Source organism: Stenotrophomonas sp. SI-NJAU-1 (genome assembly GCF_020883215.1).
Taxonomy (GTDB): domain Bacteria; phylum Pseudomonadota; class Gammaproteobacteria; order Xanthomonadales; family Xanthomonadaceae; genus Stenotrophomonas; species Stenotrophomonas indicatrix.
In genome coordinates, this window is the sequence record NZ_CP086598.1 from 2,978,637 (window position 1) to 2,991,155 (window position 12,519).

Annotated in this window: 16 protein-coding genes and 1 tRNA gene; 6 read left to right on the forward strand and 11 right to left on the reverse strand. The window is 65.5% G+C overall.

The window, feature by feature from the left end:
- Positions 1 to 170 precede the first annotated feature (170 nt).
- From LMF57_RS13735 to LMF57_RS13745, 3 genes are all read left to right on the forward strand, one after another.
- Positions 171 to 680: a DUF3011 domain-containing protein gene (locus tag LMF57_RS13735; RefSeq protein WP_117310902.1), complete on the forward strand. Its 510-nt coding sequence runs from the start codon at positions 171 to 173 to the stop codon at positions 678 to 680.
- 86 nt (positions 681 to 766) lie between these two features.
- Positions 767 to 1,093 carry a DUF6713 family protein gene (locus LMF57_RS13740; protein ID WP_229290053.1) on the forward strand — a complete coding sequence of 109 codons (327 nt, stop codon included), beginning with the start codon at positions 767 to 769 and terminating at the stop codon, positions 1,091 to 1,093.
- On the forward strand, positions 1,090 to 1,539 hold the full coding sequence (locus LMF57_RS13745; protein WP_117310904.1) for a GNAT family N-acetyltransferase: 450 nt from the start codon (positions 1,090 to 1,092) through the stop codon (positions 1,537 to 1,539). Before LMF57_RS13740 ends, LMF57_RS13745 begins: the two co-directional genes overlap by 4 nt.
- On the opposite strand, the gene LMF57_RS13750 is transcribed toward LMF57_RS13745, so the two are convergent.
- The 11 genes from LMF57_RS13750 to thrS all read right to left on the reverse strand — a co-directional run bounded on the left by LMF57_RS13750 (position 1,509) and on the right by thrS (position 9,963).
- Entirely contained in the window at positions 1,509 to 1,850 is a 342-nt protein-coding gene (locus LMF57_RS13750; RefSeq protein ID WP_025876304.1) for a phosphotyrosine protein phosphatase, read from the reverse strand. The two genes, LMF57_RS13745 and LMF57_RS13750, sit on opposite strands and share 31 nt — an antisense overlap.
- A complete protein-coding gene (locus LMF57_RS13755; RefSeq protein ID WP_025876303.1) occupies positions 1,844 to 2,047 on the reverse strand; it encodes a hypothetical protein in 204 nt (67 codons plus the stop codon). The genes LMF57_RS13750 and LMF57_RS13755 overlap by 7 nt, the downstream gene beginning before the upstream one ends.
- 118 nt (positions 2,048 to 2,165) lie before the next feature.
- A tRNA-Pro gene (locus LMF57_RS13760) sits at positions 2,166 to 2,242 on the reverse strand.
- 67 nt (positions 2,243 to 2,309) lie between these two features.
- A complete protein-coding gene (locus tag LMF57_RS13765) occupies positions 2,310 to 2,666 on the reverse strand; it encodes a MerR family transcriptional regulator (protein ID WP_005410431.1) in 357 nt (118 codons plus the stop codon).
- Positions 2,647 to 2,946 (reverse strand): integration host factor subunit alpha, encoded by a 300-nt coding sequence (locus LMF57_RS13770; RefSeq protein WP_005410432.1) that lies wholly within the window; start codon positions 2,944 to 2,946, stop codon positions 2,647 to 2,649. Before LMF57_RS13770 ends, LMF57_RS13765 begins: the two co-directional genes overlap by 20 nt.
- Before the next feature lie 27 nt (positions 2,947 to 2,973).
- Complete coding sequence (gene pheT, locus LMF57_RS13775; protein WP_117310905.1) at positions 2,974 to 5,355, reverse strand: phenylalanine--tRNA ligase subunit beta; 2,382 nt, start codon at positions 5,353 to 5,355, stop codon at positions 2,974 to 2,976.
- A gap of 83 nt (positions 5,356 to 5,438) precedes the next feature.
- Positions 5,439 to 6,434, reverse strand: a complete 996-nt coding sequence (gene pheS / locus LMF57_RS13780) for a phenylalanine--tRNA ligase subunit alpha (RefSeq protein WP_032978609.1) — start codon at positions 6,432 to 6,434, stop codon at positions 5,439 to 5,441.
- Positions 6,435 to 6,628: 194 nt separating this feature from the next.
- Positions 6,629 to 6,988, reverse strand: a complete 360-nt coding sequence (gene rplT, locus LMF57_RS13785) for a 50S ribosomal protein L20 (RefSeq protein ID WP_005410435.1) — start codon at positions 6,986 to 6,988, stop codon at positions 6,629 to 6,631.
- Positions 6,989 to 6,998: 10 nt separating this feature from the next.
- Positions 6,999 to 7,196 carry a 50S ribosomal protein L35 gene (gene rpmI, locus LMF57_RS13790; protein WP_002811096.1) on the reverse strand — a complete coding sequence of 66 codons (198 nt, stop codon included), beginning with the start codon at positions 7,194 to 7,196 and terminating at the stop codon, positions 6,999 to 7,001.
- Positions 7,197 to 7,469: 273 nt separating this feature from the next.
- The gene (gene infC, locus LMF57_RS13795) at positions 7,470 to 8,012 is read right to left on the reverse strand and encodes a translation initiation factor IF-3 (RefSeq protein WP_025876259.1); all 543 of its coding nucleotides are present in this window, start codon (positions 8,010 to 8,012) and stop codon (positions 7,470 to 7,472) included.
- Positions 8,013 to 8,061: 49 nt separating this feature from the next.
- Complete coding sequence (thrS, locus tag LMF57_RS13800) at positions 8,062 to 9,963, reverse strand: threonine--tRNA ligase (protein WP_229290054.1); 1,902 nt, start codon at positions 9,961 to 9,963, stop codon at positions 8,062 to 8,064.
- Positions 9,964 to 10,382: 419 nt separating this feature from the next.
- Between thrS and LMF57_RS13805 the strand changes: the two genes are divergently transcribed.
- From LMF57_RS13805 to LMF57_RS13815, 3 genes are read left to right on the forward strand one after another with little or no spacing between them, the layout of a single operon-like run.
- A complete protein-coding gene (locus tag LMF57_RS13805) occupies positions 10,383 to 10,679 on the forward strand; it encodes a hypothetical protein (RefSeq protein WP_025876254.1) in 297 nt (98 codons plus the stop codon).
- On the forward strand, positions 10,679 to 10,942 hold the full coding sequence (locus LMF57_RS13810; RefSeq protein WP_208081398.1) for a hypothetical protein: 264 nt from the start codon (positions 10,679 to 10,681) through the stop codon (positions 10,940 to 10,942). Before LMF57_RS13805 ends, LMF57_RS13810 begins: the two co-directional genes overlap by 1 nt.
- Before the next feature lie 10 nt (positions 10,943 to 10,952).
- Positions 10,953 to 12,512: a PepSY-associated TM helix domain-containing protein gene (locus LMF57_RS13815; protein WP_208081397.1), complete on the forward strand. Its 1,560-nt coding sequence runs from the start codon at positions 10,953 to 10,955 to the stop codon at positions 12,510 to 12,512.
- Positions 12,513 to 12,519: the final 7 nt, after the last annotated feature.

Consider the following 12,519-nt stretch of genomic DNA (forward strand, 5'->3'; position numbering starts at 1 on the left):
AAAAACTGTAAACCGATGCAGTCGGATGTGCACGGGATGATACGGGATGTAACCCCCCGCATGCGCCGTTGCACACTTGTAAATCCCTCCTGAGCGAGTGCAGGCCCCGGTCGTCGCAGAGCGTCGCACGTGCGCCATTCTTGCGTCCCATCCCCCAACCCGAGGTTTCAATGAGCCTTCGCCTGCTACTGCCTTTTGGCGGTTCTGCGCTTGCCCTGCTGCTGGTCGCCACCACCGTCTCGGCCCAGGACTACGACAGCGACTCATCACCGCGCACGACCTGCGAATCGCACTTCAACAAGACCCAGCAGTGCCGGTTCGAAGGACGCGCGCGACTGGCGCGGCAGCTGTCGGTGACGCGATGCGTTGAAGATGACAACTGGGGACAGCGCCGCGGCATGCTGTGGGTTACCGACGGCTGCCGCGCCGAATTCGTCGCCGAAGAACGCGGGCGTGGCCGCTGGCCCGGGCGTGGGCGTGACCGTGATCGCGATGGCGAGCGCCTGGTCTGCGAATCCTACGAAAACAAGGAGAAACAGTGCCGCATCCGCGTCCGTCATGACGTGCGGCTGGTCAAGCAGAAATCGGTCACCACCTGCACCGAAGACCGCAACTGGGGCTGGGACCGACGCGGTGTATGGGTCAGCGACGGCTGCCGCGCCGAATTCCGCGTCTACTGAGTGCGATGGCTGCGGGCCCATCATCGCTAGAATGAAGCTCCCGCAGCAGGAAACACCGCATGGAACGCTGGTACCTGGCAACGATGATGTCCTTGCTGCTGCATCAGATCGATGCCGCGTTCTGGCAGGAGTGGCGGATGTTCCAAGTACCCGGCGGCATCCAGGGATTCCTGCTTTTCAATCTGCTTGCCATCGGCGTACTGCTGCACGGTTACCGTCAGGTCGTGCTCGGCCTGGGCTCTGCGCGCCGCTACGCACTGCTGTGCGGCGCGCTGGGTATCGGCACAGTCCTCATCCATGCAGGCTTCGCTGCGGCCGGTCGCGATGAATTCCACCTGCCCCTGTCGCTGCTCACGCTTCTGGCCTGCCTGGTCAGCGGCAGCGGTTTGCTGCTGCGCAGCCGTCGGCGATGAACGTGCGGGCTCCAGCAGTTCGGATACGCGCGGCCGTGTGCACGGATCTTCCGGCACTGATCGCCCTGGACAGCGTTGCGGCCGATGACCCACGGCGTGCCGTGCAGATCGGCCAATGGCTGGCGGACGGCCACATGCACGTCGCCGAACTCGACGACACGCTGGCCGGCTACCGGGTCCAGCACCGGCACTTCTTCGGTGAAGCCTTCATCGAGATGCTGATGGTCGCCGCGCCACTGCGCGGACACGGCGTCGGCAGCGCGCTGCTTCTGCATGCCACGTCGTGCAGCGCAGGTGCCAGGCTTTTCACCTCCACCAACCAATCCAACGCCAACATGCAGCGGCTGCTGGCAGCCGCTGGTTTCCAGCAGTGCGGCATCGTGCACGGCCTCGACGAAGGCGATCCGGAGTTGATCTACCGCTTCGCTACTGACGATGTGAGGTAAGGCGCGACCTTCGCTTCCAGCAGCGCCATCAGCGCCGGATCCATGCAGCGATAGTCGTCGGGGATATCCAGGCAGTGCAGCGGCGTGTGTTCAAGCAGGCGGGCAAAATTCGCCTGCAGCCGATGCTGGTGCTTGGGCTCCATCACGAAGATGACATCAGCCCAGCGGATGTCCGCTGGGCTGATGGGCCGGCGCGCATGCGGGCTGGTGCCTGCCGAGCGCGCACTGATACCTGGCCGGCGCTGCCACATCGCTTCAGCGGTGGGGCTGCGCAGCTGGTTGCGACTGCAGACAAACAACAGGTTCAACATTCCTGGTCCAGCAGTTGCCGCGGGCTGAGGACTGGATAGGTGAAACCCAGCTGGCGCGCCCGCAGCAGCTTGTCGCCGCGCGTATACATCAGCTTCCAGTTCTTTTCCGGCTTGAAGATCGACGGTGCTGCCGTGTGGTCGCCAGCGTGGTGGCGCGACTGCGAGCGCCTCCAGGCGCGGTTCCTTTGCGTTTCCATGATCGTGTTCTCGTGAGTACCGGGTTCAGCAGCCGCGGTAGTACGAGTGCGCGCAGGATACAACGCCGCAACAAAAAAGCCCACGCATCGCTGCGCAGGCTTGTCTGTTACATCGCAGTGGTCGGGACGGCCGGATTCGAACCGACGACCCTCTGCCCCCCAGGCAGATGCGCTACCAGGCTGCGCTACGCCCCGACTGATGCTGCGATGTACCCGCCAGTGCGGCGGGCCGTGAAGTATAGCGGATTACGGCGGAAATGGGTCAGCGACGCAGCAGTTGCAGCACTTCTTCCAGTTCCATCCGCACCTGCTTGATGATCTGGTTGCTCAAGGCCGATTCCTCGCGCGCATCCGGACCATCCAGGCGCAGGCGCGCGCCACCGATGGTGTAGCCCTGTTCGTACAGCAGGCTGCGGATCTGCCGCACCATCAGCACGTCGTGGCGCTGGTAGTAACGACGGTTGCCACGGCGCTTGGCCGGCTCGAGACTGGGAAACTCGGTTTCCCAGTAGCGCAGCACGTGCGGCTTGACGTCGCACAGTTCGCTGACTTCACCAATGGTGAAGTAGCGCTTGGCCGGAATCGGCGGAAGTTCGCGGTTACTGCCCGGATCCAGCATAAGCTTCCACCCTCTCCTTGAGCTTCTGGCCCGGACGGAAGGTAACCACCGTACGGGCGGAAATCGGAATTTCCTCGCCGGTCTTGGGGTTGCGACCCGGGCGCTGGTTCTTGCGCCGCAGGTCGAAATTGCCAAAGCCCGACAGCTTCACCTGACGTCCCTGTTCCAATGCTTCACGCAGCACATCGAAGAACGCGTCGACGAATTCCTTGGCTTCCCGCTTGTTCAGACCGACTTCGTCGAACAGCTTTTCCGCCATCTCCGCCTTGGTCAATGCCATTGCCTGCTACCCCCGAGTGCTGCCCGCTCAGCCGCGGATCCGGGCGTGGTGTTCACGCTCGATGGCAGTAACCGCCTCGGCCACTACCGCTTCCACGTCGCGGTCCGTCAGAGTGCGCGACTTGTCCTGCAAAATCAAGCCCATAGCGAGACTCTTGAATCCCGGCTCGACGCCCTGGCCGACATAGCGATCGAACAGGTTCAGCTCGCGCAGCAGCGGCCCGGCAGCTTGGCGGATGGTCGCGGCCAGGTCACTCCAGGCCACCTGTTCAGGCACCAGGAAGGCCAGGTCGCGGCGCACCGCCGGGTAGCGCGACAGCTCGCCGGCGCGCGGCAGCGCACGGGCCGACAGCGCTTCCAGATCCAGCTCGAAGGCGTACACGTCCACGTCGATGTCCATCGCCTTGGCCAGGCGCGGGTGGATCTGGCCGATCCAGCCGATCGCCAGGCCGTCGCGGAACACCTCGGCCGAACGCACCGGATGGCCGTAGGCACGCGAGGACGGGCGGAACTCCAGGACCGCGCCACTGGCTGCGGCCAGCGATTCCAGATCGCCCTTCAGGTCATGGAAATCGACCTTGCGGGTCGGCAGGCCCCACTGCACCGCCTGCGCTTCGCCGCAGACCGCAGCGGCCACGCGCGGGGTTTCCAGCGGCGCCGGCTGGCCATCTCCGGCCTGCTGCGCGAACACACGGCCGAGTTCGAACAGGCGCACCCGGCCGAGCTGGCGGGCGGCGTTGCGGCCCAGCGTGGCGACCAGGCCCGGCAGCAGCGACGGGCGCATCACCGCCAGTTCGGCCGACAGCGGGTTGGCCAGCGGTACCAGATCCTCGCGCAGCTGCCACTGGCCCAGCAGGCCATCGTCAACGAAGGCGAAATTGACGGTTTCCTGCAGATCGCGTGCGACCAGCTGGCGGCGCACGCTCAGCGCGTCCAGCTGGGTTTCGCTGGGCATCGCCACGCGCGAGGCACCGCCCGGCAGCGTGGTCGGAATCTCCTCGTAGCCGTGGATACGGGCCAGTTCCTCGATCAGGTCTTCTTCGATGGCGATGTCGAAGCGGCGGCTCGGCGCAGTAACCTGCCAGCCCTCGCCAGCGGCGACCACGTCCATGCCCAGCGCGCGCAGGATGCGCTCGACTTCGGCGTCTTCGATGGTGATGCCCAGCACGCGGGTGATGCGCGCGCGGCGCAGCAGGATCGTCGCCGGCTGCGGCAGATCGGCTTCACGCACGGCCTCGGTAACCGGCGCCGGGGTACCGCCGGCCAGGTCCAGCACCAGGCGGGTGGCATATTCGATGGCAGTACGCGGCAGCGCCGGGTCGACGCCACGCTCGAAGCGGTGCCCGGCATCGGTGTGCAGGCCCAGCTTGCGGCCGCGGCCCATGATTGCGGCCGGCGCGAAGTGCGCCGCTTCCAGGAACACAGCGGTTGTGGCATCGGTGACGCGCGTATCGAAGCCGCCCATCAGGCCGGCCAGGCCGACCGCACGATCGGCGTCGGTGACCACCAGGAAGCTGTCGTCCAGCGCAGCATCGCGGCCATCCAGCAGCTTCAGGCTTTCGCCTGCGCGCGAACGGCGCACACCGATCGTGCCCTGCAGGGTGCCGAGATCGTAGGCATGCATCGGCTGGCCCAGTTCGAGCATCACGTACTGGGTAATGTCGACCAGCAGCGATACCGGGCGCACGCCACTGCGGCGCAGGCGCTCGGCCATCCACAACGGGGTCTTCGCCGCGGCATTCACGCCTTCGATGACTCGACCGAGATAGCGCGGCGCTTCGGCACCTGCATCGAGCTGGATTGCCAGCTCGCGGCTGCTCTGGGCAGCGATCGGCGCTGCGATGAAATCCAGTACTTCGCTGCGCGTCGCTGCGGCGACGTCATAGGCGATGCCGCGGATGCTGAAGCAGTCGGCGCGGTTGGGGGTCAGCTTGATCTCGATGCTGGCATCCGGCAGGCCGAGGTACTCCACCAGGGACTGGCCGACCGGGGCATCATCAGGCAGTTCCAGCAGGCCCGAGGCATCGTTGTCCAGGCCCAGCTCCTTGGCCGAGCACAGCATGCCGTTGGATTCGACGCCGCGCAGCTTGGCCGGCTTGATCTTCAACTCACCGATCTGCGCACCGACCATCGCCAGCGGCGCGACCAGGCCCGGTCGTGCATTCGGCGCACCACAGACGATCTGCAGCAGCTCAGCCTGCCCCGCATCAACCCTGCACACCTGCAGGCGGTCCGCTTCGGGATGGCGCTCGGCTTCGACGATACGCGCCACCACCACGTGCTGCAGGCCATCGCCAAGCGCGGTCACGTCTTCCACTTCCAGGCCGATGGCGGTCAGCACCGCGCTGAGCTCATCGCGCGAGGCAGTGGTCGGGACGTGGCTGCGCAGCCAGTTTTCGGAGAATTTCATGGGGTCACCCTGGTGGGCCCGGCGCATGCGCCTGGGCCTGCGTTGTTGAGTCCGCCGGGCATGGCCCGGCGCTACCTTATGCGTTACGCGAACTGCTTGAGGAAGCGCACGTCATTTTCGAAGAACGCGCGCAGGTCGTTGACGCCATAGCGCAGCATCGCAAAACGCTCCACGCCCATGCCGAAGGCAAAGCCGGTGTAGCGTTCCGGATCGATGCCGACGTTGCGCAGCACGTTCGGGTGCACCATGCCGCAGCCGAGCACTTCCAGCCAGCGGGTGCTGCCATCGGGCTGCTGCCAGGCGATGTCCACTTCCGCGCCGGGTTCAACGAACGGGAAGTAGCTGGGGCGGAAGCGCATCTCGAAATCACGCTCGAAGAACGCGCGCACGAACTCGGACAACGTGCCCTTCAGGTCGGCGAAGGTCGAATGCTCGTCGACCAGCAGACCTTCGACCTGGTGGAACATCGGCGAATGGGTCTGGTCGCTGTCGCTGCGGTAGACCTTGCCGGCGGCGATCATGCGCAGCGGCGGCTGGTGTTCGCCCATGTAGCGCACCTGCACACCGGAGGTATGCGTGCGCAGCAGCCGGCCGTCACCGAAGTAGAAGGTGTCATGCATGGCGCGCGCCGGATGGTGCGGCGGGAAGTTCAGCGCCTCGAAGTTGTGCCAGTCGTCCTCGATCTCCGGCCCTTCGGACAACTCGTAGCCCAGCCGGCCGAAGATGCCGGTGATGCGCTCGAGGGTGCGGGTGATCGGGTGCAGGCCGGCGCGTTCGCCGCTGCGGCCCGGCAAGGTGATGTCGATCGCCTCGGCCGCCAGCCGCGCATCGAGCGCAGCATCTTCCAGCACCGCCTTGCGCTCGCCCAGCGCGCTGCTCAGCGCGTCGCGGGCCTGGTTGATGGCCTCACCGGCCGCCTTGCGCTCATCGGCCGGCAGCGCACCGAGCTGCTTGAGCTGCGAGGTGATGCTGCCGCTCTTGCCAAGCAGGGCCACGCGCAGCTGCTCCAGCGCGTCCGGGCTCTGCGCGGCGGCCACATCGGCCAGCGCCTGGGAAGTGAGGGATTGGATGTCGCTCATGGGTAGCCGGAACTCCAGTCGGTCTGCCATCGCGATGCGCGAAGGGCCGCGCCGTCGCAACCGCTTGCCGGTCGCCCGCCATCTGCACGGCTGCGCCCGGCACAAAAAAGAATGGGGAAGGACTTGCGCCCTTCCCCATGCATTGCCTCTACCTGACACCGTTCTCCGTGAACGGCAACGGCATCGGGAAGGACTTATGCCGCCAGTGCGCCCTTGGCCTTTTCGGCCAGTGCAGCAAAGCCAGCTGCGTCGTGCACGGCGATGTCAGCCAGAACCTTGCGGTCCAGGGTGATGCCAGCCTTCAGCAGGCCGTTCATGAAACGGCTGTAGCTCAGGCCGTTGATGCGGGCAGCCGCGTTGATGCGGGTGATCCACAGCGAACGGAAGTTGCGCTTCTTCTGCTTACGGCCGATGTAGGCGTACTGCTGTGCCTTGATGACCGCCTGCTTGGCGACGCGGAAGACCTTGCGACGGGCATTGTAGTAGCCCTTCGCCAGATCAAGGATTTTCTTGTGGCGGCGACGCGCCTGTACGCCACGCTTTACTCGTGCCATGTATCAGTCCTCAGAGGTAGGGAAGCATGCGGTCCAGACGGCCTGCGTCTTCTGCGCGGACGTGATTCGTCTGACGCAGGTTACGCTTACGCTTGGTCGCTTTCTTCGTGAGGATGTGGCTACGGTTGGCGTGGCCGCACTTGTACTTGCCCGAGGCGGTCTTGCGGAAACGCTTGGCCGCTGCCCGGTTGGTCTTGATCTTGGGCATTGCAATGTCCTTGATGGGATATGACCCTGGTTTCTGACTGATCTGGCGGCGGCCTGGGCCGCTCTTTCCGTCCTGCCATGATCGGCGTACGACCCGTCCTGGGTGGGTCGAGCCGGGCATGATACAGGCAAATCCGCCCTGTAACCAGCCCCCACACCGTTTTCACACCGAGACCGGCCCTGCCCGCCCCGGAAAAGCAAAAGGACGCCAGCGGCGTCCCTTCACCTTCATCCATTCAGCCGCCAGGCGCCCCGCGAGGCAGCCCGTCAGGCGTCAGGTCTTCTTCTTCGGCGCGATCATCATCACCATCTGACGCCCTTCCAGGCGCGGACGGGATTCGATGACGATGTCTTCGCCCAGATCGGCTTCGATCCGGCCCGCCATCTCGCGGCCCAGTTCCTGGTGGCTCATTTCACGGCCACGGAAACGGATGTTGACCTTGATCTTGTCGCCTTCTTCAAGGAAACCGCGCATCTTGCGCAGCTTGATCTGGTAGTCGCCCTCGTCCGTGACCGGACGGAACTTCACTTCCTTGATCTCGACCTGCTTGGTCTTCTTCTTGGCCTCGCTGGCCTTCTTCTGGGCTTCGAACTTGAACTTGCCGAAGTCCATGATCTTGCACACCGGCGGGTCGGCCTGCGGCTGGATCTCGACCAGGTCCAGGCCTTCATCTTCGGCCATGGACAACGCTTCGTCTCGCGTCAACACGCCGATCATTTCTCCGTCACTGCCGATCACGCGGACGCGCGGCACACGGATTTCCTGATTCTTGCGGTTCTGTTTGTTGTCAGGGGTACTGATATTGCGATCTCCCAAGGGTGTCGAACCCGGCCCGGGCGCCAATGCGCACGGGCCGGACCTTTGTTTACGCGCCCTCGGCCTGGAGCCGCTCGGTGAAAGCCTGGAGGCTCATGCTGCCGAGATCTTCGCCAGAACGCGTACGCACCGCCACAGCGCCGTTTTCCTTCTCGCGGTCACCAATGACCAGCAGGTACGGCACGCGCTGCAGCGTGTGCTCGCGAATCTTATAGCCGATCTTCTCGTTACGCAAATCGGCGGTGACGCGGAAGCCTTGATCCGCAAGGCTTTTGGTCACCGCAGAGACGTATTCAGCCTGCGCATCGGTGATATTGGCCACCACCACCTGGGTCGGTGCCAGCCAGGCCGGGAACTGGCCAGCATGGTGCTCGATCAGGATGCCCAGGAAACGCTCCATCGAGCCGACGATGGCCCGGTGCAGCATCACCGGATGCTTCTTCTGGCTGTTCTCGTCCACGTATTCAGCGCCCAGACGGCCGGGCATCATGAAATCGACCTGCATGGTGCCCAGTTGCCAGGTGCGGCCGATGGCGTCCTTCAGGTGGTACTCGATCTTCGGGCCGTAGAAGGCGCCCTCGCCCGGCAGTTCCTGCCATTCCACGCCACAGGCGGTCAGCGCCGAACGCAGCGCGCCCTCGGCCTTGTCCCAAGTGGCATCGTCACCCAGGCGCGATTCCGGTCGCAGGGCAATCTTGATCTGGATCTCGTCGAAGCCGAAGTGCTGGTAGACCGCCAGTGCCTGCTGGTGGAACGCGGTCACTTCCGATTCGATCTGCGCCTCGGTGCAGAACACGTGGCCGTCGTCCTGGGTGAAGCCACGCACGCGCAGGATGCCGTGCAGCGCGCCGGAGGGCTCGTTGCGGTGGCAGGAACCGAATTCACCGTAGCGGATCGGCAGGTCGCGATAGCTGTGCAGGCCCTGGTTGAACACCTGGATGTGGCCCGGGCAGTTCATCGGCTTGACCGCGTAGGTACGCTTTTCCGACTCGGTGAAGAACATGTTGTCCTGGTAGTTGTCCCAGTGGCCGGACTGCTTCCACAGGCTCACGTCCAGGATCTGCGGGCAGCGCACTTCGCCATAGCCGCTGTTGCGGTAGACCTTGCGCATGTACTGCTCGACCACCTGCCACAGCGCCCAGCCCTTGGGATGCCAGAACACCAGGCCCGGTGCTTCTTCCTGCAGGTGGAACAGGTCCTGCTGCTTGCCTATGCGACGGTGGTCGCGCATTTCGGCTTCCTCGATGCGCTTGATGTACGCATCGAGCTGCTTCTTGTCGGCCCATGCGGTGCCATAGATGCGCTGCAACTGCTCGTTCTTGGCATCGCCACGCCAGTAGGCGCCGGAAATGCGGGTCAGCTTGAAAGCCTTCAGGAAGCGCGTGTTCGGCACGTGCGGACCACGGCACATGTCCACGTATTCCTGGTGGTAGTACATGCCCATCGCCTGGATGTCAGGCGACATGTCTTCGATCAGGCGCAGCTTGTAGTCTTCGCCGCGGGCCTTGAAGATCTCGATCACTTCGGCACGCGGCGTCATCTTTTTGATGACGTCGTAGTCCTGCGCGATCAGTTCGCCCATGCGCTTTTCAATGGCGGCCATGTCGTCCGGGGTGAACGGGCGCTCGGAGTAGATGTCGTAGTAGAAGCCCTCGGCGATCACCGGGCCGATGACCATCTTCACGTCCGGATAGAGCTGCTTGACCGCGTGGCCGACCAGGTGCGCACTGGAGTGGCGGATGATTTCCACGCCCTCCTCGTCCTTGGCGGTGATGATGCGCAGGGACGCATCGTGGTCGATGACGTCACTGGCATCGACCAGCACGCCATCCACCGAACCGGCGATGGTCGCCTTGGCCAGGCCGGCGCCGATCGACTGGGCGACGTCCATGACGCTGACGGGGTTTTCGAATTCGCGGCGGCTGCCGTCGGGAAGGGTAATCGTGATCATTGCAATGGCTTCATGCGGGGCCCGTCGTGGCGGGCTGGAAAGCGCTCCCGGGCTGTCGTCCGGGCAATAAAAAAGCGCCGCGAGGGCGCCTGGAATGCAGGGCCTTCGGGGCAGGTCAACAGTGGGCGGTGGTAGTGCTCATGTCGCACGCTCGGCCGGCGCAGTGCGCGGGCCACCTTGGTTCCAGGATGTGATTGCCCGTGATCTTAAACCAGCGGCGGACAAAGCCCAAGCGGTGCCTGAATGGCGCTGGCTGGCGGCGTGAAAACGCAATGATTACCATGTCCGCGCAGCCCGCCCCGTGCCGGCCTGCCCGCTTCCCCCCAGGATCCTGCAATGCGCCACCCGCCCCGACCGGCGCCTGCCGGTCCCGCCCGTGCCCCGCGTTCACCGGCCATATGCCGGGCCCGGAGCCCCCGATGATCACCGTTGGCCTGTCGACCTTGGGCTTCTGCAGCCTCGGCATGCTGTCGGCGATGTTCTCTGCGCTGGCCTTCTATGCCGCCTCCCCGCACTGCCGCTGGCCACGCCTGCGCCGTGCCGGGCGCCTGGGTCGGCAGATCGGCCTGGTCGCTGCCGTTGCCGCGCTGTGGCTGTGGATGGCCGAGCTGGGCTTTGCCGCCGGGCTGGTGGCGATGCTGTGCACCTGGATGCTGGCCGCCATGCTGCTGCCGGCGCTGGCCGCGTGGCACCGTCCCGATGTGGAGCCGCGCTGATGTGGCCGCGCGCACTGGCCGGCATCTTCGCCGGCTTCTTCCTTGCCGCTGCGGCAACCGGCCTGGTCGCATGGCTGCCACCGGGGCCCTGGCAGAAGGCCCTGGTGCCGAGCCTCATCGCGTTCGTCCCGTTGTGGATGCTGGCCGCGCTGTGGGCCTTCAGCTTCCGCAGCGCGTTGCGCGCATGGCTGACCCTGGCTGGCTGCGCGGCCCTTGGCTTTGCCGTACTCGGCCTGCTGCGCCTGGCCGGCGCAGTGCAATGAGATCGACTGCATGAAATTCAGTTCACAGACCCTGCGCACGTTCACCACCCTGCACACCTGGGTCGGCCTGGTCGCCGGCTTCGGGCTGTTCGTGGCGTTCTATGCCGGCGCGCTGACCCTGTTCCACCACGATCTGCCGCTGTGGCAGACACCCGGCGCAGCTACCGCATTGCCGGCCAGCCTGGATGACGCCCAGTACCTGCTCGACGATGTGCTGGCCACGCATGCCGACGCGCGACGCCACGTCGGCATGACCTTCCCGGGCGCCGATCACCCGCAGCCGCTGGCCTACTGGCAGGCTGAAGACGGCAGCTGGCGCTATGCATGGCCGGGACAGATCAGCGGCAGCCCGACGCCACCGCAGACCGGGTTGGCCGAACTGGTCAACGAACTGCATTACAGCCTGGGCCTGCCGGTGGCCGGCGTCTACGTGATGGGCATCGTCAGCCTGCTGTACGGCATGGCCCTGCTCAGCGGCCTGGTGATCCACCTGCCCAAGCTGCTGGGCGATCTGTTCGCGCTGCGCCCAGGCCGCAATCTCAAGCAGCAGTGGCAGGACGCACACAACGTGATCGGCGTGCTCAGCCTGCCGTTCCACCTGATGTTCGCGGTGACCGGCACCCTGCTCTGCCTGGTGTTCATGCAGATGGCGGTACTCGATCCCCTGATCTACGACGGCAAGGCACTGCAGGCGGTACCGACGGCGATGGATACGGCGCCGCTGCGCGAAGCCAGTGGCATCCCTGCTGCACCGGGCAGCCTGCGTGAACTGCATGCACGGGCATTGGAAGTGGCGCGCGCACAGGGCGTGGCCAACTTCGAACCGGCGTACCTGAAGCTGGCCAATGGCGGTGATGCCAACGCGACCATCGAGATCACCGGCGAGGCCAGCGGCACCCTCGGCCCGCTCGGCGCTGTTGCACTGGATGTCGAGAGCGGCCGCCTGCTGGCCAGCCAGCTGCCCGGCCAGCGCGATGCCAACCACGCCACGCTCAGTGCGGCCTACGCCCTGCATTTCGGCGAGTTCGGCAACGGCGTGGTGGTCTGGCTGTACTTCCTGCTCGGCCTCGGCGGCGCGTTCCTGTTCTATTCGGGAAACCTGCTGTGGATCGAATCACGCCGCAAGCGCCGTCAGCCACAGCAGTCACGCGCTGCCGTCAACATGGCGCGGGCCACGGTCGGCGTCTGCATCGGCCTGTGCGTGGCGATATCGGTGGCCTTCGTTGCCGCGCTGGTACTGGAGCAGGCCGCGCCGGCCATGGTGGACCACGGCATCCGCTGGGCCTGCTTCGTGACCTGGGCAGCGTGTGCGCTGTGGGCAACCCTGCGCCGCCCGGCACAGGCCGCACGCGAGCTGCTTTGGGCCGCGGCGATAAGTACCGCGCTGGTGCCGCTGGCGCATGGCGCACTCAGCGGTGACTGGCTGTGGCTGGCCGCCGCACGCGGCCACTGGCCCCTGTTCTGGATCGATGCGATGGCGCTGGCGATGGCGGTTGGCTTTGCCCGCCTGGCGGTGGCCAGCCAGCGGCGAGCCCGCAGCGGCGACCCCAACAGCGTGTGGGCGAACTGACCGGGCC